General features: G+C 69.3%; 21 protein-coding genes. 7 read left to right on the forward strand and 14 right to left on the reverse strand.

Translation table 11 applies throughout. The annotated features are described in order from the left end of the window. Together H284_RS0106365 and H284_RS0106370 are read right to left on the reverse strand one after the other, a co-directional pair. Complete coding sequence (locus H284_RS0106365) at nt 1-774, reverse strand: GntR family transcriptional regulator (RefSeq protein WP_018189849.1); 774 nt, start codon at nt 772-774, stop codon at nt 1-3. Then, nucleotides 771-1,811 carry a Gfo/Idh/MocA family protein gene (locus H284_RS0106370; RefSeq protein ID WP_018189848.1) on the reverse strand — a complete coding sequence of 347 codons (1,041 nt, stop codon included), beginning with the start codon at nt 1,809-1,811 and terminating at the stop codon, nt 771-773. Before H284_RS0106370 ends, H284_RS0106365 begins: the two co-directional genes overlap by 4 nt. A gap of 166 nt (nt 1,812-1,977) precedes the next feature. On the opposite strand from H284_RS0106370, the gene H284_RS0106375 reads away from it, so the two are divergent. The 5 genes from H284_RS0106375 to H284_RS0106395 all read left to right on the forward strand — a co-directional run bounded on the left by H284_RS0106375 (nt 1,978) and on the right by H284_RS0106395 (nt 7,489). Further along, nucleotides 1,978-3,654 (forward strand): ABC transporter substrate-binding protein, encoded by a 1,677-nt coding sequence (locus tag H284_RS0106375; protein WP_231371094.1) that lies wholly within the window; start codon nt 1,978-1,980, stop codon nt 3,652-3,654. Nucleotides 3,655-3,715: 61 nt separating this feature from the next. After that, the gene (locus H284_RS0106380; RefSeq protein ID WP_020075577.1) at nt 3,716-4,699 is read left to right on the forward strand and encodes an ABC transporter permease; all 984 of its coding nucleotides are present in this window, start codon (nt 3,716-3,718) and stop codon (nt 4,697-4,699) included. Between the two features lie 8 nt (nt 4,700-4,707). After that, nucleotides 4,708-5,700, forward strand: a complete 993-nt coding sequence (locus tag H284_RS0106385; RefSeq protein WP_020075578.1) for an ABC transporter permease — start codon at nt 4,708-4,710, stop codon at nt 5,698-5,700. Continuing rightward, nucleotides 5,697-6,560 carry an ABC transporter ATP-binding protein gene (locus H284_RS0106390; protein ID WP_018189844.1) on the forward strand — a complete coding sequence of 288 codons (864 nt, stop codon included), beginning with the start codon at nt 5,697-5,699 and terminating at the stop codon, nt 6,558-6,560. The genes H284_RS0106385 and H284_RS0106390 overlap by 4 nt, the downstream gene beginning before the upstream one ends. After that, nucleotides 6,557-7,489, forward strand: a complete 933-nt coding sequence (locus H284_RS0106395) for an ABC transporter ATP-binding protein (protein WP_029042842.1) — start codon at nt 6,557-6,559, stop codon at nt 7,487-7,489. The genes H284_RS0106390 and H284_RS0106395 overlap by 4 nt, the downstream gene beginning before the upstream one ends. A gap of 148 nt (nt 7,490-7,637) precedes the next feature. On the opposite strand, the gene H284_RS0106400 is transcribed toward H284_RS0106395, so the two are convergent. From H284_RS0106400 to H284_RS0106445, 10 genes are all read right to left on the reverse strand, one after another. Further along, on the reverse strand, nt 7,638-8,411 hold the full coding sequence (locus H284_RS0106400; RefSeq protein ID WP_018189842.1) for a GntR family transcriptional regulator: 774 nt from the start codon (nt 8,409-8,411) through the stop codon (nt 7,638-7,640). A 48-nt stretch (nt 8,412-8,459) separates the two neighbouring features. Next, on the reverse strand, nt 8,460-9,437 hold the full coding sequence (locus H284_RS0106405; RefSeq protein ID WP_020075579.1) for an NAD-dependent epimerase/dehydratase family protein: 978 nt from the start codon (nt 9,435-9,437) through the stop codon (nt 8,460-8,462). Then, nucleotides 9,434-10,228, reverse strand: a complete 795-nt coding sequence (locus H284_RS0106410) for a sugar phosphate isomerase/epimerase family protein (protein ID WP_020075580.1) — start codon at nt 10,226-10,228, stop codon at nt 9,434-9,436. Before H284_RS0106410 ends, H284_RS0106405 begins: the two co-directional genes overlap by 4 nt. Beyond that, nucleotides 10,225-10,893 carry a ThuA domain-containing protein gene (locus H284_RS0106415; protein WP_020075581.1) on the reverse strand — a complete coding sequence of 223 codons (669 nt, stop codon included), beginning with the start codon at nt 10,891-10,893 and terminating at the stop codon, nt 10,225-10,227. Before H284_RS0106415 ends, H284_RS0106410 begins: the two co-directional genes overlap by 4 nt. A 70-nt stretch (nt 10,894-10,963) precedes the next feature. Next, the gene (locus H284_RS0106420; protein WP_231371095.1) at nt 10,964-12,622 is read right to left on the reverse strand and encodes an ABC transporter substrate-binding protein; all 1,659 of its coding nucleotides are present in this window, start codon (nt 12,620-12,622) and stop codon (nt 10,964-10,966) included. Continuing rightward, the gene (locus tag H284_RS0106425; protein WP_020075583.1) at nt 12,619-13,806 is read right to left on the reverse strand and encodes an ABC transporter ATP-binding protein; all 1,188 of its coding nucleotides are present in this window, start codon (nt 13,804-13,806) and stop codon (nt 12,619-12,621) included. Before H284_RS0106425 ends, H284_RS0106420 begins: the two co-directional genes overlap by 4 nt. Beyond that, complete coding sequence (locus tag H284_RS0106430) at nt 13,803-15,884, reverse strand: dipeptide/oligopeptide/nickel ABC transporter permease/ATP-binding protein (RefSeq protein ID WP_020075584.1); 2,082 nt, start codon at nt 15,882-15,884, stop codon at nt 13,803-13,805. The genes H284_RS0106425 and H284_RS0106430 overlap by 4 nt, the downstream gene beginning before the upstream one ends. A gap of 6 nt (nt 15,885-15,890) precedes the next feature. Beyond that, on the reverse strand, nt 15,891-16,865 hold the full coding sequence (locus H284_RS0106435) for an ABC transporter permease (protein WP_018189835.1): 975 nt from the start codon (nt 16,863-16,865) through the stop codon (nt 15,891-15,893). After that, nucleotides 16,862-17,557 (reverse strand): ThuA domain-containing protein, encoded by a 696-nt coding sequence (locus H284_RS0106440; RefSeq protein ID WP_231371096.1) that lies wholly within the window; start codon nt 17,555-17,557, stop codon nt 16,862-16,864. The genes H284_RS0106435 and H284_RS0106440 overlap by 4 nt, the downstream gene beginning before the upstream one ends. 5 nt (nt 17,558-17,562) lie before the next feature. Beyond that, nucleotides 17,563-18,642, reverse strand: coding sequence for a Gfo/Idh/MocA family protein (locus H284_RS0106445; RefSeq protein WP_231371097.1), 1,080 nt, complete (start codon nt 18,640-18,642; stop codon nt 17,563-17,565). Between the two features lie 220 nt (nt 18,643-18,862). On the opposite strand from H284_RS0106445, the gene H284_RS0106450 reads away from it, so the two are divergent. Both H284_RS0106450 and H284_RS0106455 read left to right on the forward strand, forming a co-directional pair. Then, nucleotides 18,863-19,813 (forward strand): zinc-binding dehydrogenase, encoded by a 951-nt coding sequence (locus tag H284_RS0106450; protein WP_020075586.1) that lies wholly within the window; start codon nt 18,863-18,865, stop codon nt 19,811-19,813. A gap of 108 nt (nt 19,814-19,921) precedes the next feature. Beyond that, on the forward strand, nt 19,922-21,313 hold the full coding sequence (locus tag H284_RS0106455; protein ID WP_020075587.1) for an APC family permease: 1,392 nt from the start codon (nt 19,922-19,924) through the stop codon (nt 21,311-21,313). A 24-nt stretch (nt 21,314-21,337) separates the two neighbouring features. On the opposite strand, the gene H284_RS0106460 is transcribed toward H284_RS0106455, so the two are convergent. Then, the gene (locus tag H284_RS0106460; RefSeq protein ID WP_020075588.1) at nt 21,338-23,080 is read right to left on the reverse strand and encodes a cellulase N-terminal Ig-like domain-containing protein; all 1,743 of its coding nucleotides are present in this window, start codon (nt 23,078-23,080) and stop codon (nt 21,338-21,340) included. A gap of 72 nt (nt 23,081-23,152) precedes the next feature. Continuing rightward, nucleotides 23,153-24,544 (reverse strand): MFS transporter, encoded by a 1,392-nt coding sequence (locus H284_RS0106465; RefSeq protein WP_020075589.1) that lies wholly within the window; start codon nt 24,542-24,544, stop codon nt 23,153-23,155. Nucleotides 24,545-24,571 lie beyond the last annotated feature (27 nt).

Raw genomic sequence — 24,571 nt, forward strand, 5'->3', positions numbered from 1 at the left:
TCAGGACTCCGTTCGGTTGTGGCGGGAGAAGTAGGTGCGGAGGCGATAGCGGTCGCCGGCGTACTGGACGGTCGAGGCGAGCACCGCCCGCTCCGACCGGTTGCGCACCACCTGGTGCATCACGAGGGTCGGTGTTCCCGGCTGGACGCCGAGCTGGCCTGCGACGTCGGCGCTCGCCTCGCGCGCCTCGATGGTCGTCTCCGCATTGGCGAGCTCGTTGCCGGTCTCGGTGAGCGCCTCGTACAGCGAGGAGGTCTCGAAGTCGTAGCTCTCGGCGTCCGGAAGCAGGGCGGCCGGGATGAGCGCCCAGTCGAGGGCGATCGGAACGCCGCCGAGCATCCGCACGCGGCCCAGCCGGAAGATCGGGAGGCCCGGGGCGATGCCGAGCAATTCCGCGTCGTCGATGGTGGAGGGGGCGACGCTCGCCTGCAGCACGCGCGAGCTCGCCGCCAGACCCATCCGCTCGGCGGTCTCGCTGAACGACTCGAGGCTGTTCGGCCACTCGTTGCGCTGATCGCTCTCGCCGGACACGTACCAGCCCCGGCCGTGCGACGGCGCGAGCGCGCCGTCCTCGACGAGGGCCTGCAGTGCTTTGCGGAGAGTGACGCGGCTGATCCCGAGCGTCAGGCAGAGCTCCCGCTCGGGTGGAAGGCGCGCGCCAGCCGGCAGCGAGCCGGAGGCGATCCGCTCGCGCAGCGAGTCGGCCGCCTGCATCCAGAGCGGGTCCGGGTAGTCGGTCCGGACGACGCCCGTCGTTGTCGGTGTCGTCGTCATCGCTCGAGGCTCACCGTCTCCCAGACGCCCGAGCGCATCGAGGCGTAGCAGGCGTCGAGGATGCAGTTGACGACGAAGCCGTCGTCGAACGTCTCGTCCGGCTCGCGCCCCTCGGCGAAGCGCTCGACGAAGTGCCGCATCTCCTGGCTGAACCCGTAGGCGCGCGCCTCCTCCGGGACCGGGTAGACCCATCCCGTCTCGGCGTCCGCCTTCTCGACCAGATAACCGGCGGGATTCTCGATGAAGCCCCAGACGGGAGTGTGCGAGGTGTCGGTGACGAGGCGCCCGGCAGTGCCGACGAGTTCGTGGCGCAGCTGCATGCCGCCCTTCTCGATCCACGACGACTCGATCTGGGCCAGCTGACCGCCCGCGAACTTCAGGAGGGCGATGGCGGTGTCCTCTCCGGTGGTCTTGTCCGCGTGGGCCATCGTCGCGCCCCACGCGAAGACCTCGGTGACCGGGTTGTCCTTCCCGAAGAAGTGGCGTGCGGACTCGACGGTGTGGCAGCCCATATCGAGCAGGGCTCCCCCGCCGGCCGTCTCGGCGTCCCAGAAGTGCGGGGCGTGCGGGCCGGAGTGCGCCTCCCGCGCTCGCATGGTGAGAGGGTCGCCGATGGCGCCGGCGACGACCATCTGGTGGGCCTTCGCGATGTTCGGCGAGAAGACCGAGCTCTCCGCGTAGCCGTGCCAGACGCCGGCGTCGCGCACGATGCGGAGGATCTCCGCCGCCTCTGCTCCGGTGCGGGCGAGCGGCTTGGTGCATACGATGCCCTTGCCCGCGGCCGCGGCGATGCGGACCGCCTCGACGTGCACCTCGTTGGGGAGGGCGATGACGACGAGGTCGATCTCCGGGTCGGCGCACAGGGCCGCCATGTCGTCGTACTGACGCGGGATGGGGCCCCACTTCTCGGCGAAGGCCTGAGCGCGGGCGAGGTCGCGTGAGTAGGTGGCGACGAGCTCGGCCCCGCGGACGTCTTGGAGGGCGTCCGCGTACGTGTCGGCGATGAAGCCGGAACCGAGGAGTCCTACTCGAATCACATTTCCTCCTGCTGGAACGGGTGTGATCGCCATAGTAGCCATGTGGTACGCCATTGGTCTATACCGAAACCCGTAATAGACCAGAAACAAAATACCTCTTGCTACCTCTATGGACCGCTATGTATGCTCGCGGTCAATCCATCACCCCGAACCCGAGGAGAATGCAGTGCGACCACGCAAGTCGATGAAGATGCGAGTGGCTGCGGCTCTCGCGACGGTGGCGGCGGCCACGCTGATCATCACGGGATGCGCCGGCAGCGGCGCGTCCAGCAGCTCCCGCTACCTGAACGTGTACTCCGGCAACCCCGGCAACCTGACCGACAACTTCAACCCGTTCGTCGCCGACGTCGCCTATGGCGCGAACGGCGCCGTGCTCGGCGCGGTCTACGAGCCGCTCTTCTACTTCAACTCCGCCAAGAACGAGAAGCCGCAGCCGTGGCTCGGCACCGAGTACACCGTCTCGCCGGACGGCCTCACCTACACCGTGACCCTGCGCGACGGCGTGAAGTGGCAGGACGGCAAGCCGTTCACCGCGGCCGACGTCGCCTACACGTACAACCTGCTCGAGAAGAAGCCGGAGCTGAACCTCTACGGCCTCAAGATCGCCGAGGCGAAGGCCGTCGACGACACCCACGTCACCATCACGCTCAGCCAGCCGGACTACCCCAACGAGTACCGCCTGCTCGGCCTCACCTTCATCGTGCCGGAGCACATCTGGTCGTCCATCTCCGACCCGGCGAAGACCACCAACCAGAAGCCGATCGGCACCGGAGCCTTCGACTTCGGGCAGTTCACCCCGCAGTCGGTGACCCTCACGGCCAACAAGGACTACTACCAGAAGGGACAGCCGGCGATCCCCGGCATCCGGCTGGTCACGTCCACCGGCAACGCCGCGGCGCTCAACTCGCTCAACGCCGGCCAGATCGACTGGGCCGGCATCGCGCTGCAGGATGTGCAGAAGTCGTTCGTCGACAAGGACAAGAAGTACAACAAATACACGTCCATCCCGGCCGACATCAAGGTGCTGATGCCGAACCTCAGCAAGGCGCCCTTCGACGACCTCGCCTTCCGTCAGGCGCTCAGCCTCTCGATCGACCGCGACGCGATCATCAAGCAGGCCTTCGGAGGGACCGACACCCCGGCCAACCCGACGAGCCTCCTGCAGCCCCGGGACGAGGCCTACATCCCGGCCGACTACACGGGCAAGACGCTCGACCAGGATGTGGACAAGGCCAAGAAGATCCTCACAGACGCCGGCTACTCGTACGACGGCTCCGGCAACCTGATCGGCAAGGACGGCCAGCCGGTGAAGTTCAAGATCACCACCGTCACGGGCTACACCGACACGATCACCGCCAACCAGCTGCTGGTGCAGGACTTCCAGAAGATCGGCGTGCAGGCGACCCCGGAGGAGCTGTCGCTCGGCGCCTACTCCACCGCTCGACAGAACGGCTCGTTCGACCTCCTGGACGACCGCATCCCGACCGGCCCGAACCCCTTCCAGCAGTTCAGCGACAGCCTGGACTCGGCCAAGACGGCTCCGGTCGGCAAGCCGGCCAACGCCAACTTCGTGCGCTTCCAGGACCCGAAGGTCGACCAGCTGATCGCGCAGGCGGGCGGCACCAACGACCCGGCTCAGCTGACCAGCGCCTACCAGGCACTCGGCACCTACTTCGCCGAGAACCAGCCGTACATCATCCTCAGCCAGAACGGCGCGGTGACCACCTACCGCGACCAGTACTTCACCGGGATGCCAACGCCCGACAACCTGTGGGCGACCCCGTCCAACTGGCTGTCCGGCAACATCGGCTACATCGCCAAGTCGCTGAAGCCCGTCAAGTGACCCCTCGGCGCGGGACGGCGGTCACCCGTCGTCCCGCGCCCCGACCCGGCGGGACCACCTCATGCGCTACTACCTCAACAAGCTCGGCTTCTACCTGATCGCAGGCTGGATCGCGATCACCCTCAACTTCCTGCTCCCCCGGCTGGTCAAAGGCAGCCCGGTGGACGTCATCCTCGCCAAGACGCAGGGTGTCGCCCCGATGCCCCCGGAGGCCCGGCACGCCCTCGAACTGCAGTTCGGTGTCTCGCACGAGCCGCTCATCGTCCAGTACGGGCAGTACCTGCACAACATCTTCACCGGCCAGTTCGGCCTCTCGGTCAGCTACTACCCGACCCCGGCGATCGACGTCGCCATGCAGGCGCTCCCGTGGACGCTCGCGCTCGTCGGCCTCGCGACCGTCATCAGCTACGTGATCGGCGTCGTCTTCGGCTCGTGGCTCGGCTGGCGTCGCGGGAGCTGGACCGACGCGATCCTCCCCGCCTCCACCTTCTTCTCGGCGATCCCCTACTTCTGGCTCGCCCTCGTGCTCGTCTACGTGTTCGGGTCGATCCTGCACTGGTTCCCGGTCAGCGGCGGCTACGACCTCAACATCGTGCCCGGGTTCACACCGGAGTTCATCGGCTCCGTCATCGTCTACGGCGCCCTCCCGGCGATCACGATCATCCTCGCGTCCGTCTCGGGCCAGCTGCTCGGCACCCGCAACATGATGGTGTCGACGATGGCGGAGGACTACGTGGTCACCGCGCGGGCGAAGGGGCTGCGACCGGGACGGGTCTTCGGCTCGTACGCCATGCGGAACGCGCTGCTCCCGAGCGTCGCCGGGTTCGCGATGTCCCTCGGCTTCATCGTCAACGGATCGGTGGTCACCGAGAGCGTGTTCGGGTACCCGGGCGTCGGCTTCACCCTGCTGACCGCCGTGCAGAACAACGACTACCCCCTGATGCAGGCGCTGTTCCTCATCATCACCCTGGCCGTCCTCGGAGCGAACCTGGTCGTCGACCTCGTCTACGGCTTCATCGACCCGCGCACGCGGCTGGCGAACTAGGAGTCCCCATGAGCTTCACGCAGCAAGAACTCGCCGACCCGGAGCTGTCCGGCTCCGAGCCCGACGCCGACGACGCCGCGGCCGCCCGCACCGGGTTCCTCCGGGCCGCCGGCCGATCGCGCCGCGCCGACCGGCGCCGCACCTCCCGCGGGTGGAAGTTCTGGGTCGGGATCGCGATCTGCGTCTTCTTCGCGCTGGTCGCCCTGACCGCTCCCCTCCTCGTCCCGAACCCCAACCAGTCCAGCCTCGTCGGACTCCAGCCGCCGAGCGCGGAGCACTGGTTCGGCACGACGAACATCGGGCAGGACGTCTTCGCGCAGGTCTACGCAGGAACCACGGGCTCCGTGGTGATCGGCGTGGTCGCCGGCGCGATCACCGTGGTGCTCTCGATGCTGTTCGGCATCGGCGGCGCGTTCCTCGGCGGGTTCTGGGACAACCTCTCGTCCCTCATCAGCAACGTGTTCCTCGTCATCCCCGGCCTCCCGCTGCTCATCATCGTGACCGACTACGTCGAGTCGCGCGACATCGTGGTGATCGCCGTCGTCATCGCCCTGGTGTCGTGGGCGGGTGCGGCCCGCGTCCTCCGCGCGCAGACCCTGTCGGTGCGCTCCCGGGACTACGTGGATGCTGCGCGCGTCGCCAGCGAGTCGAACTGGCGCATCATGCTGCGCGAGATCCTCCCCAACCTCATGCCGATCATCGCCAGCCAGTTCGTCTTCGGCGCCCTCGGCGCGATCCTCGCGGAGGCCGGGCTGTCCTTCCTCGGGCTCGGCGCGCCCGGCGGCAAGAGCTGGGGCAGCATCCTGTTCTTCGCCCAGAACGCCCAGGCGATCACCCTCGGCGCGTGGTGGTGGTTCGTCCCGCCGGGGCTCTGCATCGCCATCCTCGGGGCCGCCCTCGGCCTGATCAACTTCTCGATCGATGAGCGCATCAACCCGCGGCTGCGGACGGCGGCCATCGCCAAGCGCTCCCGTACCGCCCCGAAGGGAGCAGCCGCATGAGCGAACCGCTGCTGCGCATCAGCGACCTGACCGTCGATTACGCCACCGACCGCCCGGTGCGGGCCGTCGACGGCGTCTCGCTCGAGATCCACCCCGGCGAGATCGTCGGGCTGGCGGGAGAGTCGGGATGCGGGAAGTCGACCCTCGCGTACACGGTGACCCGGCTACTGCAGCCTCCCGCCCAGATCAGCGGCGGCTCCATCGAGTGGCGCCGCGAAGACGGCGGGACGACCGACATCCTCGGTCTCGACGGCCGCGAGCTGCGCGCCTTCCGCTGGCAGGAGATCTCGATGGTCTTCCAGGGCGCCATGAACGCCCTCAACCCCGTCCACCGGATCGGGGCGCAGATCGAGGACGTCTTCGTCGACCACCGCGCGGGACTCAGCCGAGCGGAGCGCCGGGAGCGCGCCGCCGAACTGCTCCGCACCGTCGGCATCCCGGTCGACCGGCTGAAGAGCTACCCGCACGAGTTGAGCGGCGGGATGCGGCAGCGCGTCATGATCGCCATGGCCCTCGCCCTGCGGCCCCGGCTGATCATCATGGACGAGCCGACGACCGCGCTCGACGTCGTCGTGCAGCGCAACATCCTCGAGGAGATCGACCGGCTGCGCAGCGAGTTCGGCTTCGCCGTGCTGTTCATCACCCACGACCTCGGTCTGCTGCTCGAGATCAGCGACCGGGTCGGCGTCATGCTGTCGGGGCGTCTAGTCGAGGAGAACACCCCGCAGGCGCTGCTCGACGGCGCCGGCCACGAATACACCCGGCACCTTCTGCGGTCGTTCCCCAGCCTCCGCGGCGACGTCCCGCTCACGGGCACACGCTATGTCGACATCGAACGAGGAGAGGAGGCGCTGGCATGACGACGCTCGAGGCGCTCCACCTGGCCAAGGACTACCAGATCCGCGGGAGCGGCCTGCGCCCGCACATCCTGAAGGCCGTCGACGACGTCTCACTGATCGTGCGTCCGGGCGAATCCGTCGCCCTGGTCGGCGAGTCGGGCAGCGGCAAGTCGACGATCGCCAAGATGCTCATCCGGCTGGTCGATCCGACGGCGGGCGACATCACGCTCGACGGGGAGCGCATCGGCTCCGGACGCCGCGCCACCAAGCGCTACCGCAAACGCGTCCAGATGGTGTTCCAGGACCCGTTCTCCTCCCTCAACCCGTCGCTCCCGATCCGCCACCAGCTGGTGCGGCCGCTGCGCATCCACGGCATCGTGCGCACCCGCGCGGAGGAGGAGAGGGAACTGCACCGGCTGCTCGACTCGGTGAATCTGGGGCCGGCGGCCGAGATCCTGGCGAAGTATCCGCACGAGCTCTCGGGCGGGCAGCGTCAGCGCATCGCCATCGCGCGGGCGCTCGCCCCGCAGCCGGAAGTACTGATCGCCGACGAGCCGGTGTCGATGCTGGATGTGTCCATCCGGCTCGAGATCCTGCAGCTCCTCGACGACCTCAAAAAGCAGCGGAACCTCGCCGTGCTCTACATCACGCACGACCTCGCGACCGCGCGGCACTTCTCGACGCAGATCGTCGTCATGCGCCACGGCCGGGTGGTCGAGCGCGGTCCGTCGAGCGAGGTCATCCTCAACCCCATCCACCCGTACACGCAGCTGCTGGTGCGGGCGGCGCCGGACCCGCACTCCGAGGCCTTCGACCTCGACCCCGAGCGCTTCCGCCTCTCCCCCGACGTGCTGGTGACGCCCGACGACCCGGGCCCCGCGCAGCCGGGTCACTGGGCGCGTGCGTGGGCGGACGACGCCGCCGTCGCGGAGCTCCTCGCCACCGCCTGACCCCCGCGCCCCGCCTGATGCGGAAAACGGAGGTGCTCGGAACCCTTCCGGCCCCGAACCACCTCCGTTTCCCGCATCCCGCGGCGTGCCGCCCGCCGAACTCCTCCGTTTTCGCCTGCCGCGGTGGCGGACGGGCGGAGGGATGCGGCTAGCGCGTGCGGGCGAAGTGGGTGCGCAGGCGGTAGCGCTCGCCCGCGTACGTGATCGTCGACACGAACAGCGGACGCTCGGACTGGTCGACGGCGACCTGGCGCATGACCAGCACCGGCTTCCCGAGCTCCAGCCCCAGGTGCTCGGCGACCGTTCCGGTGGCCTCGCGCGCCTCGATCGTCGCGTCGGCGCGGAACGGCTCGACGCCGGCGTCCGCCAGGGCCTCATAGAAGGATGCGGTGGCGAAGTCAACCGATTCGAGCGACGGGGCGATGGTCGCCGGCAGCCGCGTGACGTCGACGGCGATCGGCACCTCGTCGAGCAGGCGGACCCGCTCCAGGTGGAACAGCGGAGTGCCCGGCGCCACGCCCAGCTCCTCCGCCTCGTCCAGCGTCGCCGCCTTCGTCTCCGCGCGCAGCACGGTGGACGACGCGGCCAGCCCCATCCGGTTCGCGGTCTCGGTGAACGACTCGAGGTTGTTCGGGAAGTCCTTGCCCGGCGCCGGCGCCTGGGCGACGTACCAGCCACGGCCGTGCGACGCGCTGAGCACGCCGTCCTCGACCAGCTGGCTGAGCGCCTTGCGCAGCGTCACACGCGAGATCGACAGCTGCTGGCACAACTCGCGCTCCGGTGGCAGGCGTGAGCCCGGCTTCAGCACGCCGGTGGCGATCTCGTGGGTGATCAGGTTGATCACCTGGATCCACAGGGGCTCGGGGTAGTCAGGCCGGATGGCGGCGACCGCGTCTCGACCGAGAGTCTCCGGCTGCGTCAACGTCGATACCCTCTCCCTGCCGATAGCACGCCTCATTCATACCACTCGTTACCGCGCCGCGAGACGATCGAATGCCGCGGCGAGTTCCGCGCTGACTCCGCGCGCATCCGGGTGCTCGTCGTGGTGACGCACCACCCGACGCGCCCCCTCGGCGAACGACACCTGCGGCGCGAAGCCGGGCACGAGCCGCTGCAGCTTCGTCGTGTCGAACAGCATCGTGTGCCGGAAGTCGTGCTCCAGCACCTCGTCCCAGCCGGGGATCTCCTCGCCGATGGTCTGGCTCGAGCGGTGCACCAGCAGCGGCGAGCGCACCCCGGCGGCGCGGGCCAGCTCCAGGTGGATCTGATCCCAGGTGAGGATGTCGCCGCTGACGACGTTCACGCTCTCGCCGATCGCGTGGCCCTCGCCGAGCAGCGGCACGAACGCGCGGGCGAAGTCGCTCGAGTGCATCAGCGTCCAGAGCGATGTGCCGTCACCGTGGACGACGACCGGTTCGCCCGCGCGCATCCGCTCGATCGCCGTCCAGCCGGCGAGCACCGGGACCGTCGTCTCGTCGTACGTGTGGAACGGGCGGACGATCGTGAGCGGGAATCCCTGCTCGCGGTACGCCTCTTCGAGCAGCAGCTCGCAGGCGATCTTGTCGCGGGCGTACCCGAAGACCGGCTGCCGGCGCGGGGTGGATTCGGTGATCGGCAGCAGCGGAACCGGGCGCGCGAACACGGAGCACGTCGAGATGAAGACGTACTGGCCGGTGCGTTCGCCGAAGTAGTCGACGTGGCCGTCCAGGTCTTTCGGCGTGAACGCGACCCAGTTGACGACGGCGTCCCACCGCTCGTCGCCGAGCAGGCCGGGCAGCGCTGCGGGATCGCGCACATCGCCGGTCAGGAGGCGGACACCCTCCGGTACCAGACGCCGGGGCGCCGACCGCGTCACGATGGTGAGGTCGATCCCCCGCTCGACGGCCTCGCGCGCGGCGGCCGAGCCGATCATCCCGTTGCCGCCGAGGAAGAGCACCCGCGCGCTCATGCGTCCACGCTCCCGCGGGACACGCCCAGGCCGACCAGGTGACGGTACGACTGCTCCAGCGCGTCGAAGGTGTCGACGCTGAGCCGCTCCAGCTCGACGATGTGCCAGCGCAGACCGGAGGGAGCCGTCAGGATGCGCTCCCAGTCCATCGCGCCCTCGCCGATCGGCACCATCACGTCGTCCTCATAGCTGACCGCGGGCCCGTCCTTGATGTGGACCAGGCGCGCGCGTTCGCCCAGCCGGGTCAGCACCTCGGCGGGATCGGCGCCACCCATGCGCGCCCAGTAGGCGTCGAGTTCGACCACGACCCGCGGGTCGAGGAGGTCGAGCAGCAGGTCGTACGCCTGGCGGCCGTCGAAGCTCTGCGAGAACTCGGCGAAGTGGTTGTGGTACCCGATCGCGAGTCCCCGGGCGGCCGCGTTCTCCGCGGCCTCGTTCACCCGCTGCACGCCGGCGCGGATGCTCTCCGGAGAGTCGAACTCCTCGCGCTCCATCGACCACACCAGGGTCGGCGCGCCGAGAGCCTGGGCCGCATCCAGCAGCCGCTCCGCGGGCTCGCCCGCCGGGAACGGGGTGTGGGCGCTCGTGATGGCGAGGCCCGAGGACGCGGCGGCGATGCGCACCCGCTCCGCGCCGTACGCCTCGACCAGCCCGTACGTCTCAACACCGAGGTAGCCGATGGCGGCGACGCGGTCGAAGGTGCCCTCCAGGTCGGCGAGCGCCTGCTCCAGGATGGTGTACCCCATCACGGCGAGCGGTCGTGCGCCGCCGCCGGAGTCCTCCCCGCTCACAGCGCACCCGCCGTCCACTGCAGGGCGCGCCGGACGAGCTCGCGCACGGGCGGTTCGCCCCACGAGCGCAGGTCGTGTCCGAGTGCCAGGTAGACCACACGACCGTCGCCGACCTGGCGCGCGTACATCACGGGGATCTCCGCGCCGTCCGCCCGATGCCGCCGCGCGAGCACCTGCACGTCGTCGTCCGCGAGTTCGAACTCGTAATACTCGTCGAACAGCTCGAAGTCGTCGATGCCCTCGGTGATGGCGTGGTCACCCACGATCTCGATCGTGTGCCTTCCCTCGTGGTGACCCGGCCCGTGCGACAGATACCGGTTGCCGAGCAGCTCGAACATGGGCCGGTCCGCCGGGTCGAGCCCGTCGCCCTGCCAGCCCAGGATGTTGGCGCCGTGGATGCCGACGAGCCCCTTCCCTCCGCGGACGGCCGCGGCGAGCGCCTCCTGCTGCGCCGTCGGGAACAGCCCGCCGGAGGTGTACAGCAGGTAGGTGTCGGCGTCGGCCGTCTCCGGGCGGGCGTCGACGAAGCGGTTCATGCCCATCCCGCGCCGGGTCACCAGGCCCGCCTCGATGCCGAGCTGCTGGTACACCAGGGAGGCGGTGAGCAGGTCGTGGTGGATGTCGTCGCCGTTCACGACGACCAGTGCGTTCTTGTTGCGCGTCATCTCTCTCGTTCTCTCGCGAGACCGCGGGCGGACCGGCTGACCGGCCCGCCCGCGGACGGTGCACGTCCGGTCAGGAGACCGGCTTCAGCTTCAGCGCCACCACCGGGTTGGGGTACGGCGCGAAGTAGGGGTTGTCCTCGCTCGGCCAGCCGGTGACCTTCGCGCTGCTCCAGTCGCCGTAGTTGCCCCAGTAGAACATCACGATCATCGGGAGCTGGTCGATCCAGATGCCCTCGAGCTGCTCCAGGATCTTCGCCCGCTCCTCGTCCGTGGTCGCGAGCGGGTACTTGTTGAACAGCTCCTTCGCGACCGGGTCGTTGAACCGCTCGATGTTCTCGAACGTCGGCGTCGCCTGCCCCAGCGGGTAGTACTTGTTCGGGTTCATCATCGAGTCGTAGATGTTGAACGCGCGGGGTGCGGGGCCCACCGGGTATCCGATGGTCGACTGGAACGTACCGTCGGCGGTGATCTTGTTGATGTCGTTCACCGAGGTGGTGTCGATGTCGAGCTTGATGCCGAGGTCCTTCAGCTGCGACACGAGCACCTGGGCGCGGGCCGCGATGTCGGTGTACGACGCGGGGAAGCTGACCGAGAACTCGACCTTCTTGCCGTCCTTCTCGTAGTAGCCGTCCGATCCCTTCGTGTAACCGGCATCGGTCAGCTGCTTCTCGGCGGCCGGCTTGTCCTGCTTGAAGTCGAGGTTCTTGTACTTGGATGCGACCTCGCTCTCGAAGGCCGGCATCGGGAGCCCGGTCTGGCTCGTCGCGGGCGGCGAGTCCGTCGCCGCCCCGATCTGCGCCCGGTCGACGCCGAGGCTGATCGCGCGGCGCACGGCGATGTCGCTCAGCGGCCACTTCTCCAGGTTCGGGATGAGGCCGTCGGATCCGACGACCGGTGCCCAGTAGTGGTTGTCCTTGCTCTTGGAGAGGTAGGTCTTCTCGGCGTCGGCGATGTAGGTGCCCGACCAGTCGGCCTGGCCCTGCACGAGCGCGTTCGTCTGGCCCTGGTTGTCCTTATAGGGGATGAACCGGATGCCGCCGATCTTGGCGGGCGTCTGCCAGTAGTCCTTGTTCGTCTTGAGCACGAAGCTCTGCGGCGAGAAGGTGTCGAGGATGAACGGCCCGGTGCCGACCGGGTTCTTGTCGACGTACTTGGTGGGGTCGCCCACTTTCGACCAGATGTGCTTGGAGACGATCGCGGCCGAGACCAGCGAGGTGAACTTCGTCTCCGACGGTGCCGCGAAGGTCATCACGACGGTGTCGGGGTCCTTGGCCGTGATGGTGTCGAAGTCGACGCCGCCCACGTTGAGGGCCGGGTACTTCTTCAGCAGGTCGTACGTGAACACGACGTCGTCGGCCGAGAACTTCTGGCCGTCCGTCCACTTGACGCCCGACTGGAGGTGGAGGGTGAGCGTCTTGTTCTCGTCGCTCCACTCCCACGACTTCGCCAGCCACGGGATGTCGTGCCCGATGTCGACGTTGTTGATCTGCACGAGCGGCTCGTAGATGAAGCCGCCGGCGCCCTGGTTCGTGTAGGTGGCCCCCTGCGCGGTGTTCGGCAGGTACGGGTTGAAGGACTGCGTGAGGCTGTCGGACTGACTCGCCACGTTGAGGATCAGTCCGTCGCCCGAGCCCGAACCGTTCGACGAGCAGGCGGCGAGCGGCACGACGAGCGAGGCGGCCAAAGCCGCGCCGATGGCGGCGCGACGTATGGACCTTCTGCGATTCATTGCTGGTCTCCCTTGGTATCGGTTGTTTCTGGAGCGTCTGTGCTCGTTGGAGCGTCTGTGGGGGCCTGCGGCCCGGTGTGGATGCGGCGGCCGGCCGGTCGCACGGCACCGAGCCCGTAGGCGACGGCGTTCTCGGAGCGCCGTTCGGTCGCCTCTGCGTCGTCCGCGTACAGCCAGCACTTCGCCCACTGGCCCTCCTCGAGGGCGAAGGCGGGCGGCGCGTCCGTGCGGCACCGGTCCATCGCGAACGGGCAGCGCGGGTGGAACCGGCAGCCGGTGGGCGGGTCGATCAGGCTCGGCGGCTGTCCGATGTCGCGTGGCCGCGCCTCGTCGGGACGCGACGGATCCGGTGCCGAGGCGATGAGCAGCTGCGTGTACGGATGCGCCGCCTTCTGGGTGACCGTCTCGCTCGGGCCGGCCTCGACGAGCTGTCCCGCGTACATGACGCTGGTGTCCTCGGCGAAGTAGCGGGCGGACGCGATGTCGTGGGTCACATACAGCAGCGCGACGCCGCGCTCCTCCACCAGCCGGCGCAGCAGGTTGAGCACGCCGAGGCGGATGGACACGTCGAGGCTCGACACCGGCTCGTCGGCGAGGAAGACATCGGGGTCGGCGGCGAGCGCCCGCGCGATCGAGATGCGCTGCAGCTGACCGCCCGACAGCTCGTGCGGGTACTTCTCCGTGAACTGGCGCGCCGGCCGCAGGCTCACCTGCGCAAGCAGGTCGTCGATGATGCGCCGCTGGGCGGCGCCGTCGGCCTTCGGGTGATGGATGCGCACGGCGCGCGTCAGAGTGCGCGCGATCGTCGCGACCGGGTTGAACGACCCGAACGGGTCCTGCAGGATCAGCTGCACCTTGCTGACGTGCGCCCGGAACGACGCCCCGCCCTTCACGCGGACCGGCTTGCCGCGGTACAGGATCTCTCCCGACGTCACCGGGTGCAGCTGCGCCAGCAGCCGGGCGAAGGTCGACTTGCCCGATCCGGACTCGCCGACGAGCGCCATGATCCGCCCGGCGTAGAGGGCGAGCGACACGTCGTCGGCGGCGTGGACGACGCGGCGCGGACCGCGACGGAACGGCGAGCTGTGCACCGTGAAGTGCTTGGTGACGTGACGTGCCTCGAGCAGGGGCGCATCCTCACCGGATGGTGCGACCTCCTGCGGCGCGGTCTCGATGGTGGTCATCGGACATCCTCCATTCGGGCGTGCGGAAGTTCGGCGACGGCGTCCGGCGTCCGGTTCGGCGCAGAACCGTCCCCCTCGTAGAGCAGGCAGGCGGCTTCCGCCTGTCGCCACTCGGCCGGTCCTGCCAGGGGGATGAGCGGAGGAACGACCTCGACGCAGCGGTCGAACGCGAGCGGGCAGCGGGGCGCGAAGGCGCATCCCGTCGGCAGCTTGCGGAGGTCCGGCGGCGACCCGGGGATGCCGGCGAGCTCGCGCTTCGGGCCGGACAGGGTCGGGAACGACGCCAGCAGCCCCTGACTGTAGGGGTGCCGCGGGTTCCGGTAGAACTCGTCGGCGTCCGCGAGCTCCACCACGCGTCCGGCGTACATGACCGCGATGGTGTCCGAGAGCTCGATGAGCAGCGAGAGGTCGTGGGTGATGAACACGACGGCGAAGCCCAGCCGGTCCTTCAGCTCGATGATCTTCTCGATGATCTGGCGCTGGATGACGACGTCGAGCGCCGTGGTGGGCTCGTCCATCACGATGATCTCGGGGTCGAGGGCGAGCCCCACCGCGATCATGGCGCGCTGCCGCATCCCACCGGAGAGCTCGTGCGGGTAGGCGTTCACCCGGTCGGTCTGGATGCCGACGAGCCCGAGCAGCTCGACCACGCGTGCGGCGCGATCCGCGGCCGACAGGTCGGGGCGGTGTGCGCGGAGCACGTCGTCGAGCTGCGCGCCGACCGTCAGCACGGGGTTGAGCGCGTGCATGGCCGACTGGAACACGATGGACAGCTCGTCCCACCGGAAGTCGCGCAGCTCGCTCTCGCTCATCCGGAGGATGTCGATGGTCGAGCCGTCGGAGTTCGTGTAGAGGATGCCGCCGCCGGTGATCTGCGCGGGCGGCTTGTGCAGCCGTGTGATGGCGTAGGCCAGCGTCGACTTGCCCGACCCGGACTCCCCCGCGATGCCGAGGACCTCGCCCCGGCGGAGCGTCAGCGACACGTCGTTGACGGCCGGCGTCACCGAGTTCTCGCCGACGTAGTCGACGTGCAGGTTCTCGATCTTCAGGATGACGTCGCTGGTCACCGGGTCGTACGGCTGGTGGGGCGGACGCTGGCCGCGCACCCGGGCCGGCCCCCGCACGATCTTCGCCCGCTGCGCACGCACCTGCGCCCGCTGCGCCTTCCTGGTGCCGATGCCCGCCTGGCGCAGCCGTGGGTTGATGAACTCGTCGATCCCGAAGTTCACCAGCGACAACCCGGTGCCGAGCAGCGCGATCGCCAGCCCGGCCGGGACGAACCACCACCAGGAGCCGGTCAGCATCGCGCTCGAGACCTGCGCCCAGTAGAGGATGGTGCCCCACGACCACTCGGTCACGTTCGTCAGCCCGAGGAACGCGAGGCTCGCCTGCGTGAGGATCGCGCCGGTGACCGTTCCGAGGAAGCTCGCGGCGATGACGGCGATCTGGTTCGGGAAGATGTCGCGGAAGATGATGCTGGACGTGCGCTCGCCGGTCGCCCTGGCCGCTTCGACGAAGTCGCGTTTGCGCAGCGACAGGGTCTGCGCCCGCAGCACGCGAGCGCCCCACGCCCATCCCGTGATCGAGATCACCAGGATGATGCCGAGCGATCCCGACTTCGGCAGGTAGGAGGCGAGGATGACCGTCAGGGGCAGGGCGGGGATGACCAGGAACACGTTGGCGAGCAGCGACAGCAGTTCGTCCGAGAGCCCGCCGAGGTATCCGGCGGCCAGACCGACGAGCACCGAGAGCACGGTCGCGACGATCGCCGCGCCGACGCCGACGAGCAACGAGATCTGCGTGCCGTACAGCATCTGCGACAGCACGTCCTGGCCGGTCTGCGTCGTGCCGAGCCAGTGCTCCGGGCTCGGCGGCTGCAGGGTCGCCTTGCTGACCGCCGACGGGTCGTACGGCGCCACCCAGGGGCCGATGATCCCGAAGATGCAGAAGACGGCGGTGATGACGATGCCGGTGAGGGTCCAGGGACGGCGGAAGGCGCGCATCCACGCGAAGCGGGATGTCGGGGTGTCCGTCTCGGCGTTCTCCGCTTCGACGGCGGTGGCGGCGGCGATGGCCATGTCAGCTCAGCTCTCTCGTGTGCGGGGGTCGAGGAAGACGTACATGAGGTCGGCGAGGAGGTTCGCGACCAGGACGGTGATCGTGATCACCAGGAAGATGCCCTGCATGAGCGGGTAGTCCTGGGCCTGCGCCGCCTTGAACAGCACGGTGCCGATCCCGGGGTAGTTGAAGACGACCTCGGTCACGATCGAGCCGCCCACCACGAAGCCGAGCGACATCGCGAAGCTCGAGAACGACGGGAGGATGGCGTTGCGCGCCGCGTAGCTGAACATCACGCGCCGCTTCGGGAGGCCCTTCGCCTCCGCCAGCCGGACGTAGTCCTCGCTGAGGGTCGTGACCATCATGTTGCGCATCCCGATCAGCCAGCCGCCGATCGAGGCGACCACGATGGTGAGCGCCGGGAGGACCGCGTAGTACGTGGCGCTGCCGATGAAGCCCAGGTTCCAGCCGATCGTCTCGGTCACCGAATAGCCGCCGGACAGCGGGAACCAGTGCAGGACGATCGAGAAGATCAGCACGACGCAGATCGCGAACCAGAAGTACGGGATGCTCGACAGCAGTGTCGTGAACGGGATGAGGCCGTCCAGCCACGAGCCCCGCTTCCAGCCCACGATCATTCCGAGCCCGGTACCGATGAGGAAGCCGAGCACCGTGCACACCGTGATGAGCACGAGCGTCCAGCCGATGCTGCTCGCCAGCACGTCCGACACCGGGGTCGGATAGTACGCGTACGACGTGCCGAAATTGCCCGTGAACAGGTTCTTCCAGTAGTCGAGATACTGCTGCCACAGGCTCGCGTCGCTCTGGCCGAACAGCACGCGGAGCGCTTGGATGGCGTCCGGCGACAGCTTGCCGTGGAACTTGGCGATCAGCGCGTCGGCCGGACTTCCCGGCATGATGCGCGGGAGCAGGAAGTTGAGGCTGATCGCCGCCCAGGCGGTGATCAGGTAGAAGACGGCTCGTCTCAGGAGCACTCTCATGGGCGGTCGGTGTCCTCCGCGTCGATCGGGCGGGTGGTGGGTGCGGCCTCTGCGGCCGTCCGTGCAGGCTGGGCGAGCCAGCGCGCCGCGTTCGTGACGAGCCGGCGGACCTCCGTCGACCCCCAGGCCCGCAGGTCGTGGCCGAACTGCAGGTAGCAGACGCGTCCGCGTCCGTAGGCGTGCGCGGTCACCAGCGGCTCGCGTCCGTACGGGGCATCGCGCCAGGCCAGCACATCCACGCCCGGCTCGACGGCGAGGCGGTAGTGCTCGTGCTCCAGCTCGAACGGTTCGACGCCCTCCGTCACCGGATGCGGCGCCAGGCCGACGGCGAACCGGGACTCGTGGGGGCGCGGACCATGGTCGAGGTACCGCGCGCCGATCACCGGCACGAGCGCGTCGTCCTCGAGGTAGGCGGTGGAGTGGACGGCGAGCAGTCCTGCGCCACCGGCCACCGCGCGCTCGAGTCCCCGGCGGGCGTCGTCGTCGAGCTCGCCGGCGGCGCGATAGAGGGCGATGACGTCGTCCGGCGCGTGCGGGACGGATGCGGAAGCCGGTTCGCGCAGCGACCCCGCGCCGATGCGCACGCGAGTGGCGAGACCTTCGTCGGCCAGCATCGCCTGGAGCTCGACGCCCGCGCCGAAGAGGTCTTCGTAGACGTCGTCGCCCACGAGCATGACCGTCGCCGTTCCCATCCGCGTCACCACGTCGACCGCAGTTCGCCCACCGGCGACCACAGTCCCTTGTCGAGCCCGCTGAGCAGGGCGTTGTCGTACACCTGGAGCGGCAACCCGACGCGGCCCCGCGACCGGCTGCTCTCGTAGGTCGCGAAGACGATGGCCGCGCCGGCGAGAGCGTGGCGCGCGGCCAGAACAGGCTCCTCGCCGGTCTGCAGGCCGTCGACCAGATCGGCGACGGCCTCGCGGGTGCAGGCGAAGATGGCCGGATCGATCCCGTGGTCCCAGGTCGACGGATCGCTCGCGTACGGGGACGCGAAGCGCATGCCGTCGACCCCGAACCGCTGGACGATGCACTCCTGGCCGTTCACGACGATCCTGCCGCGGCTGCCCTGCAGGATCAGCCCGAGGTTGTTCTCGCGGTTCAGGATGGGCGTGGCCGGCTCACGACCGGTCGCGATGGTCGCGCGGACGCCGTCGGACCAGGCGACCTGCGTCAGCGACGACGTCTCCACGAACGCGCCGTAGACGTAGCGGTTGGTGCTGACATCGATCTGTCCGAGCACCCACTCGGCCGGCTCGTCGTGCCGGTAGAACAGCGCGAGGTCGACGATGTGGCTGCCCCAGTCGAAGAGGTTCGGGCAGTAGCCCTCGATGCTGACCAGCTCGCCGATGGCGCCGTCGTCGAGCTGGGCCCGGGCGAAGCGGTGCACCGGCTCGAAGCGGCGCTGCAGATTGACGGTCAGCTGGACGCCTGCATCGGCCGCACGCTCGGTCATTGTGACGGCATCGCCATAGCTGAGCGCGAAGGGCTTCTCGCAGTGGATGGCGCGGACACCCGCGTCGATCGCCGCGTCGACCACGGCGCGGCGGAAGGCGGGAGGCGTGCACACGCTCACGATGTCCGGTCGCTCCTCGCGCAGCATCGCCGAGACGTCGGAGTAGCTCCGCGGAATTCCGAGTTCGGTCGCGAGCCGGTCGGCCGCGCCGCTGTCGACATCGGCGACCCCGACGAGTCGCACCCGCTCGTCGGCCTGGTAGGCGGCGGCGTGGACCCGGCCCTGCCCACCGGCGGCGACGACGACCGCAGAGTACGTCTGCATGTGCTTCTCCATTGAACTTCTCGGGTGCCGAATCGGCTGCGGGGTGGACCCGACTGTATCCCAGATCGATACCACCCAATGCCAGACTAAGACAGAATGTGAGCGGTAACAAGAGATGGTTTCTTCGTTTACGCGGTCGAAACAATGTGTGACCGGTTTTCATCGACCCGAGCGCGCATCCACATAAGACCACAACGGACCACCGCGCTACACTGCTCGCATGCTCATCAGCCATGTCGTCGCCGCCCGCACCTCCCGCATCGAGGAGGCCCCCACTCCGGAGCCGCACCCCGGCCAGGTGCTCGTCGAGATCGTCGCCAGCGGCGTGTGCACTTCCGACCTCTCCCCGTGGCTGCGGGGACCGGGAGACGGCGGCGAGCCCATCGAGCTGGGGCACGAGATCTCCGGGCGCGTCGTCGCCGTGGGATCCTCCGCGTCGCGCTGGAAGGAGGGCGAGTTCGTGACCGGCCTCGGCGGCCCCGGCTTCGCGACCCACGCCCTCCTGGAGGAGGACCTGCTCCTTCCCGTCCCCGCCGGGATCGAGCCGGCTCACGCCATCGGAGAGCCGATCGCGACACTCGAGGAGGCGATCTCCCGCACCCCGCTCAGCCCCGGCGCCCGCGTGGCGATCGTCGGACTGGGATTCATGGGTCTCGGGCTGCTGCAGCTCGCGCTGGCCCGAGCGCCGCGCACCGCCATCGCCGTCGACCCCAACCCGGAGGCGCGGGAGCGCGCCCTCGCCCTCGGCGCCGCGGTCGCCCTGCACCCGGACGAGGTCGCCGCATTCGCGGATGCCGCCGAGGGTGCCGGGACCGCCGACCCCCGCGCCGACGTCGTGCTGGAGGCGACCGGGGTGACACCGGGACTCGCCACCGCATCCCTGCTGGTCCGGCCCTTCGGCACCCTGTGCGTCGTCGGATACCACCACGCGGGCACCGCCCCCTTCGACATGGAGCTCTGGTACAAGGGCGCGACGGTGGTCAACGGCTTCTGCCCGGACCATCCGCGCGTCATGCGGGCGATGCGGGACGCCCTGGCGCAGGTCGCTTCGCGCGGGTTCACCTTCGCGCCGCTGATCACGCATCGCTTCGCGCTCGACGGGGTGGATGCGGCCTACGAGCTGATGGCTCAGCGCGCCTCCGGATTCGTGAAGGCCGTCATCGAGCCGTGAGCCGGCGGGGCGCCTGCCGTCCCTTCCGAAAATATCTCTTTACCAATCGCGCACCAAAGCTATACATTCCCGGGTAACCGCTTTCCGGCTTCGACGAAGGGCACACCCGTGACCACCACCTCCCGACCCTCGAGCACCGCCGCTCCCGCCGGTCCGCGACTGAAGCGCAGCCTGGGCACGCCGTCCCTCTTGCTCTTCGGCCTGGCCTACATGCTGCCGCTCGCCGTCTTCACCACGTACGGTCTCGTCACCGAGACCACCGGCGGCCACCTCGCCGGCGCCTACTTCGTCACGACGATCGCGATGCTGTTCACCGCCGGCAGCTACGCCAGCATGGTGCGGGCCTACCCCGTCGCCGGGTCCGCGTACACATACACGCAGCGCACCTTCGGCCGCCACCTCGGCTTCCTGACCGGGTGGACGCTGCTCCTCGACTACCTCGCCCTCCCCCTGCTCAACTACCTCGTCATCGGCATCTACCTCAATGCGGCTTTCCCCGCGGTTCCGGCGTGGGTGTGGGTGGTCGGATCGGTGGTCGTCGTCACCCTGCTGAACGTGATCGGCATCACCCTGGTGTCGAGCGCCAACCTGGCGCTCGTCGGAGTGCAGGTCGTCTTCATCGTCGTCTTCGTGGCCACCGGGATCGCGTACCTCTCGGGCGGGGCGACCGTCCCGAACCTGCTCGACCCGTTCTTCTCCGGCAACACGACGCTGGGCGGGATCGCCGCAGGCGCCGCCATCCTGGCGCTCGCGTTCCTCGGCTTCGACGCCGTCTCGACCCTCAGCGAGGAGGCGAAGGACGCCAGGAAGAGCATCCCGCGCGCGATCATCCTGTGCACCCTGGCCGGCGGCCTGCTCTTCATCGTCACCGCCTACGTCGCCGGGCTGGTCTTCCCCGACTTCAAGAACTTCACCGACACCGACTCCGCTCCGCTCGACGTGATGACGCGGATCGGCGGCGGCGCACTGTTCACGTTCTTCACCGCCGCCTACATCGCCGGCAGCTTCGCCTCTGCGATGACATCGCAGGCCAGTGTCGCGCGCATCCTGTTCGCCATGGGCCGCGACGGCCAGCTGCCCCGCCGCGTGTTCGCCGCGATCCACCCGCGCTTCAAGACGCCATGGCTGTCGGTGCTCATCGTCGGCGTTGTCGGTCTCATCGGCGCACTGCTCCTACCGCTGGACGTCGCCGCATCGGTGATCTCCTTCGGCGCGCTCGTCGCCTTCAGCTTCGTGAACCTCGCCGTGATCAAGCACTACCTGATCGACCAGCACGAGCGGGGAACGCGTGCCGTGCTGGCGCACCTGGTGGCTCCGCTGATCGGTTTCGCCCTCACCGTCTGGCTCTGGACCAGCCTCTCCTTGACGACATTCATCGCCGGCGGGATCTGGGTGCTGATCGGCGTCGTCCTGCTCGCGATCCTCACCTCCGGCTTCCGCCGCAAGCCGCCCGCGATGGACTTCTCGGAGGAGGACCCTGCACCTCTCCCGGAGGCCTGAGGGCCACGTCTTCCGGTCGGCTGCTCAGCCGGCGCAGACGGCGAGGAGGAACCAGCCGGAGTGCGGGATCCACTGCTCGGCCCACCGCCACTCCTCCCCGTCCGGCGCGTCGGCGGGGAGGAAGGCGACGCCTTCCTCGTCCGTCCAGCCGGAGGTGATGCCGTTGACGATGCCTCCCGGGGTGTTCTGATACACCGCGGAGTACTCCACTCCGTTCCTCCCGCGGCCCTGCAGCATGCACGAGTCGAACGGGTTGAGACCGCCGACCCAGGCGATCACGTCGGCGTTCAGCCGACGGAGGCGGGTTCGGAGCCGCTCATCGGTCCGCGGCACCCGCGCCGCCATTGCTGCGGCATAGCCGAAGGATGCGAGCCCGGCGTTCTCGCCCTGCCACCAGTACCCGGTCTCGTTCTCGTGCGGGAAGAAGAACGCGTCCCGCGGTTCCGATCCGATGGGCTGGACGCGCTGCCGCGGGTAGCCGAACGGATTGGGCGCGGCATCCGTACGCTGCAGCACGCCGGCGAGAATGGCGAGCGCGGTGCGTTCCGCGGCGTCGGCTGCGGCCGCGTCCGTGTCCGTGCCCGCTGCCGAGCCCTGCCTCAGCACCTCGGCCCAGCGCAGCAGTGCCACAACGGGCAGGCCGGCCTCGGCTGCATGGAAGTAGGGCCGCCCCTCCACGTCGCCCACCAGCCATGCCCCGGTCTCGCCGTCGCGAAGTCGCTGTGCGATGGACTCTGCGCGGCGCGCCCCCGCCGCAGCGAATGCCTGTCGTTCCACCCCGGTACCGCCAGTGGCTGCCAGCAGTTCCGCGGCGGCGAGCAGCGCGCAATAGTCGTCGATGATCGACTCCTCGCCGTCGAAGAGATAGTCGCGGTTGTGCTGCTCCAGATGCTCGAAGCCGCGCACCGCCGCGGCGAAGTACTCCTCGCGACGGAAATCGCCCTCGTCGTCGGCGCACGAGGCGAGAGCGAGCGCGGCGATCGCGAGGCCCCCTCCCTGGCGGTACGCCGCCTGCCACCGCTGGGTGCGGACACTGTCCTGGAGCGGCGCCGTGATCACGCGCTCCTCCAGCCGCTTCGTCAGCGCGTCGAAGATGGCCGTGTAGAAGAAGCCGCTCGGATCCTGGAAGCGCACCAGGAAGTCGGCGCCGAACAGGCCTTCGTCACGGAGCCGCGGATACTGACTCGTCCGGAAGCCCGGATGCGCCGTGCGCAGTTCCCGGCCCGCGGTCAGCAGCGCCCAGGCACAGAGCGGGATCTGCTGCGGACTCATCATCCGGGTGTAGGTGAGATGGCTGAGGAACTTGCTGTAGTCGCCGGATGCGTCGAGCCAGCCGCCGCGTGCATCCACCGTGCGGCCGGAGTCGTCGTCGTAGAAGCGCGCTGCGGCATCCTTGCGATCGATCTCCCCGCTCGACCGCTGCGCGCGGAACATCGCCGTGATGTCGGACACGACGAGGCTCGGGATGCGGTCCTCCGCGATGACGAACGGCGCCGACGCGACCCCGCCCTCGTCGGTCTCGGCGACGAGCCGGTAGCGACCGGGAGTCGTGATGGACGAGAAGTCCGCGCGGGCGTAGGGCCGTGCCGACCACCGGGAGACGCGCTGCGGTGAGTCGACGGCGACGGACACGGTGTCGCTGTCGTCGAGTCGCTCGATCCGAAGGCGTGGAGCGGCATCGAACCCGACGAGCACGGCGGCCTTCGGCGCTCCCGTGTCGTAGCCGAGATGGCTCACGAGGATCGCGGGTTGGTCGACCGTCTGCATGCTGCCTCCATGTGCATACCAAGGAGTACCACACGATACCAGGGCGATCCCCAGCGCTGGTATGCGGGCGCGTCAGCGACGCACGAGTCGCGAGCCGACGGCCCACGCGAGGCAGCAGAGCACCGCTGTCACCGCGAACGCCCCGACGAACGGAACGCCGCCGCCGAGGCCGCGGAGGGCCGCGAAGACGACCGCCGTCGCAGCCAGCGCGACCGCGGAGCCGGTGGAGTCGGCGATCGTCAGGGCGGAACTGTTGAAACCCTGGTCGGCGGTCATCGAGTAGTGCAGCGTGAGGACGCCGAGGCGCGGGTACACGAAACCCATGCCGGCGCCGGCGAACGCCCAGCCGACGACCACGACCCACGGATCGAGGTGCCAGGCCGCCGTGGCGATAAGTGACGCGAGGGCGATAGTCAGTCCGGTGGCGCCGAGGCGTGCGGCCAGACGGTTGCCGATGCCGGGGAAGCGGCCCTGGGCCCACGAGGCCGCCGACCAGCTGAGGCCGGCCGCGGTGAGAGCGAGGCCGGCGATGGCGGCGGAGAGCCCGTACTCGGTCACCATCATGAGCGGTACGTAGACCTCGGAAGCGAAGAAGGTTGCGGCGACGATGGCACGCATCAGGATGACGCTCGGCAGACCGCGACGCGCGACCAGTGTCCCCCGCGGCACCAGCGGATGGATCGCGACAGCCGCGACCGCCACGGCGAGCACCGGCACGATCCACTGGATCGGGCCGGACGCCTCGGCGCCGAGAGTGAGGGCGAGCACCGCCACGGCGAGCAGCAGGGACCACAGGATGCGCCCGACCGGGAAGGGCCCCGGCTCACCGGGAGCCCGGCGCACACCGCGCATCACCGGAACCACCATCAGCATGGCGAGGGCGGTCAGCGCGACGACGCCCAGGAACACCCAGCGCCAGCCGACGGTCTCGCTCAGCACGCCCGCGATGAACGGACCGATCAGCGACGGGATGACCCACGCCGCGGCGAAGCCGGCGAAGATCCGGGGATGCAGTCGCGGCGGATACACCCGCGCCACGATGACGTACAGCACAACGGTGAGCGCTCCGCCGCCGAGACCGTGCACGAGGCGCCCGGTGACGAACACCCCCATCGTCGGGGCCAGTCCCGCGGTGAGGAGACCGGCCGCGAAGAGGACGACGGAGGCGATCAACGCCGACCGGGGATTGCCGCGATCGGTCCACGCGCCGGCGGCCACCATCCCGACGACGCCGACCGCGAGGGGACCGGCGAAGGCGAACGCGTAGAGCGAGGCGCCGTCGAGCTCGCGGCTGACGGTGGGCATGATCGTGGTCACGGCGAGGGCCTCGAAGGCCGCGAGCGTGATCAGAAGGCACATCCCGATGCTCGTCCAGCGGAACGGTGCGCTCAGCACACCGCCGGCCGGCGCGACATCGGGGGTGGCGGGGGCCGCGGTCTCCGAATCCACGTCGCGCGAGCTCATGGGCTCCAGCCTAGGCCGAGCCGCCGA

It is taken from the genome of Cryocola sp. 340MFSha3.1, assembly GCF_000383315.1.
In the GTDB taxonomy this organism is placed as follows: Bacteria; Actinomycetota; Actinomycetes; order Actinomycetales; family Microbacteriaceae; genus Leifsonia.

What these genes read in the sequence shown, in the direction of transcription:
- H284_RS0106435 (WP_018189835.1), bottom strand. Translation starts at nt 16,865, where the DNA reads ATGAGAGTGCTCCTGAGACGAGCCGTCTTCTACCTGATCACCGCCTGG.
- H284_RS0106415 (WP_020075581.1), bottom strand. Translation starts at nt 10,893, where the DNA reads ATGACGCGCAACAAGAACGCACTGGTCGTCGTGAACGGCGACGACATC.
- H284_RS0106460 (WP_020075588.1), bottom strand. Translation starts at nt 23,080, where the DNA reads ATGCAGACGGTCGACCAACCCGCGATCCTCGTGAGCCATCTCGGCTAC.
- H284_RS0106385 (WP_020075578.1), top strand. Translation starts at nt 4,708, where the DNA reads ATGAGCTTCACGCAGCAAGAACTCGCCGACCCGGAGCTGTCCGGCTCC.
- H284_RS0106405 (WP_020075579.1), bottom strand. Translation starts at nt 9,437, where the DNA reads ATGAGCGCGCGGGTGCTCTTCCTCGGCGGCAACGGGATGATCGGCTCG.
- H284_RS0106450 (WP_020075586.1), top strand. Translation starts at nt 18,863, where the DNA reads ATGCTCATCAGCCATGTCGTCGCCGCCCGCACCTCCCGCATCGAGGAG.
- H284_RS0106395 (WP_029042842.1), top strand. Translation starts at nt 6,557, where the DNA reads ATGACGACGCTCGAGGCGCTCCACCTGGCCAAGGACTACCAGATCCGC.
- H284_RS0106430 (WP_020075584.1), bottom strand. Translation starts at nt 15,884, where the DNA reads ATGGCCATCGCCGCCGCCACCGCCGTCGAAGCGGAGAACGCCGAGACG.
- H284_RS0106365 (WP_018189849.1), bottom strand. Translation starts at nt 774, where the DNA reads ATGACGACGACACCGACAACGACGGGCGTCGTCCGGACCGACTACCCG.
- H284_RS0106440 (WP_231371096.1), bottom strand. Translation starts at nt 17,557, where the DNA reads ATGGGAACGGCGACGGTCATGCTCGTGGGCGACGACGTCTACGAAGAC.
- H284_RS0106390 (WP_018189844.1), top strand. Translation starts at nt 5,697, where the DNA reads ATGAGCGAACCGCTGCTGCGCATCAGCGACCTGACCGTCGATTACGCC.
- H284_RS0106425 (WP_020075583.1), bottom strand. Translation starts at nt 13,806, where the DNA reads ATGACCACCATCGAGACCGCGCCGCAGGAGGTCGCACCATCCGGTGAG.
- H284_RS0106420 (WP_231371095.1), bottom strand. Translation starts at nt 12,622, where the DNA reads ATGAATCGCAGAAGGTCCATACGTCGCGCCGCCATCGGCGCGGCTTTG.
- H284_RS0106380 (WP_020075577.1), top strand. Translation starts at nt 3,716, where the DNA reads ATGCGCTACTACCTCAACAAGCTCGGCTTCTACCTGATCGCAGGCTGG.
- H284_RS0106445 (WP_231371097.1), bottom strand. Translation starts at nt 18,642, where the DNA reads ATGCAGACGTACTCTGCGGTCGTCGTCGCCGCCGGTGGGCAGGGCCGG.
- H284_RS0106465 (WP_020075589.1), bottom strand. Translation starts at nt 24,544, where the DNA reads ATGAGCTCGCGCGACGTGGATTCGGAGACCGCGGCCCCCGCCACCCCC.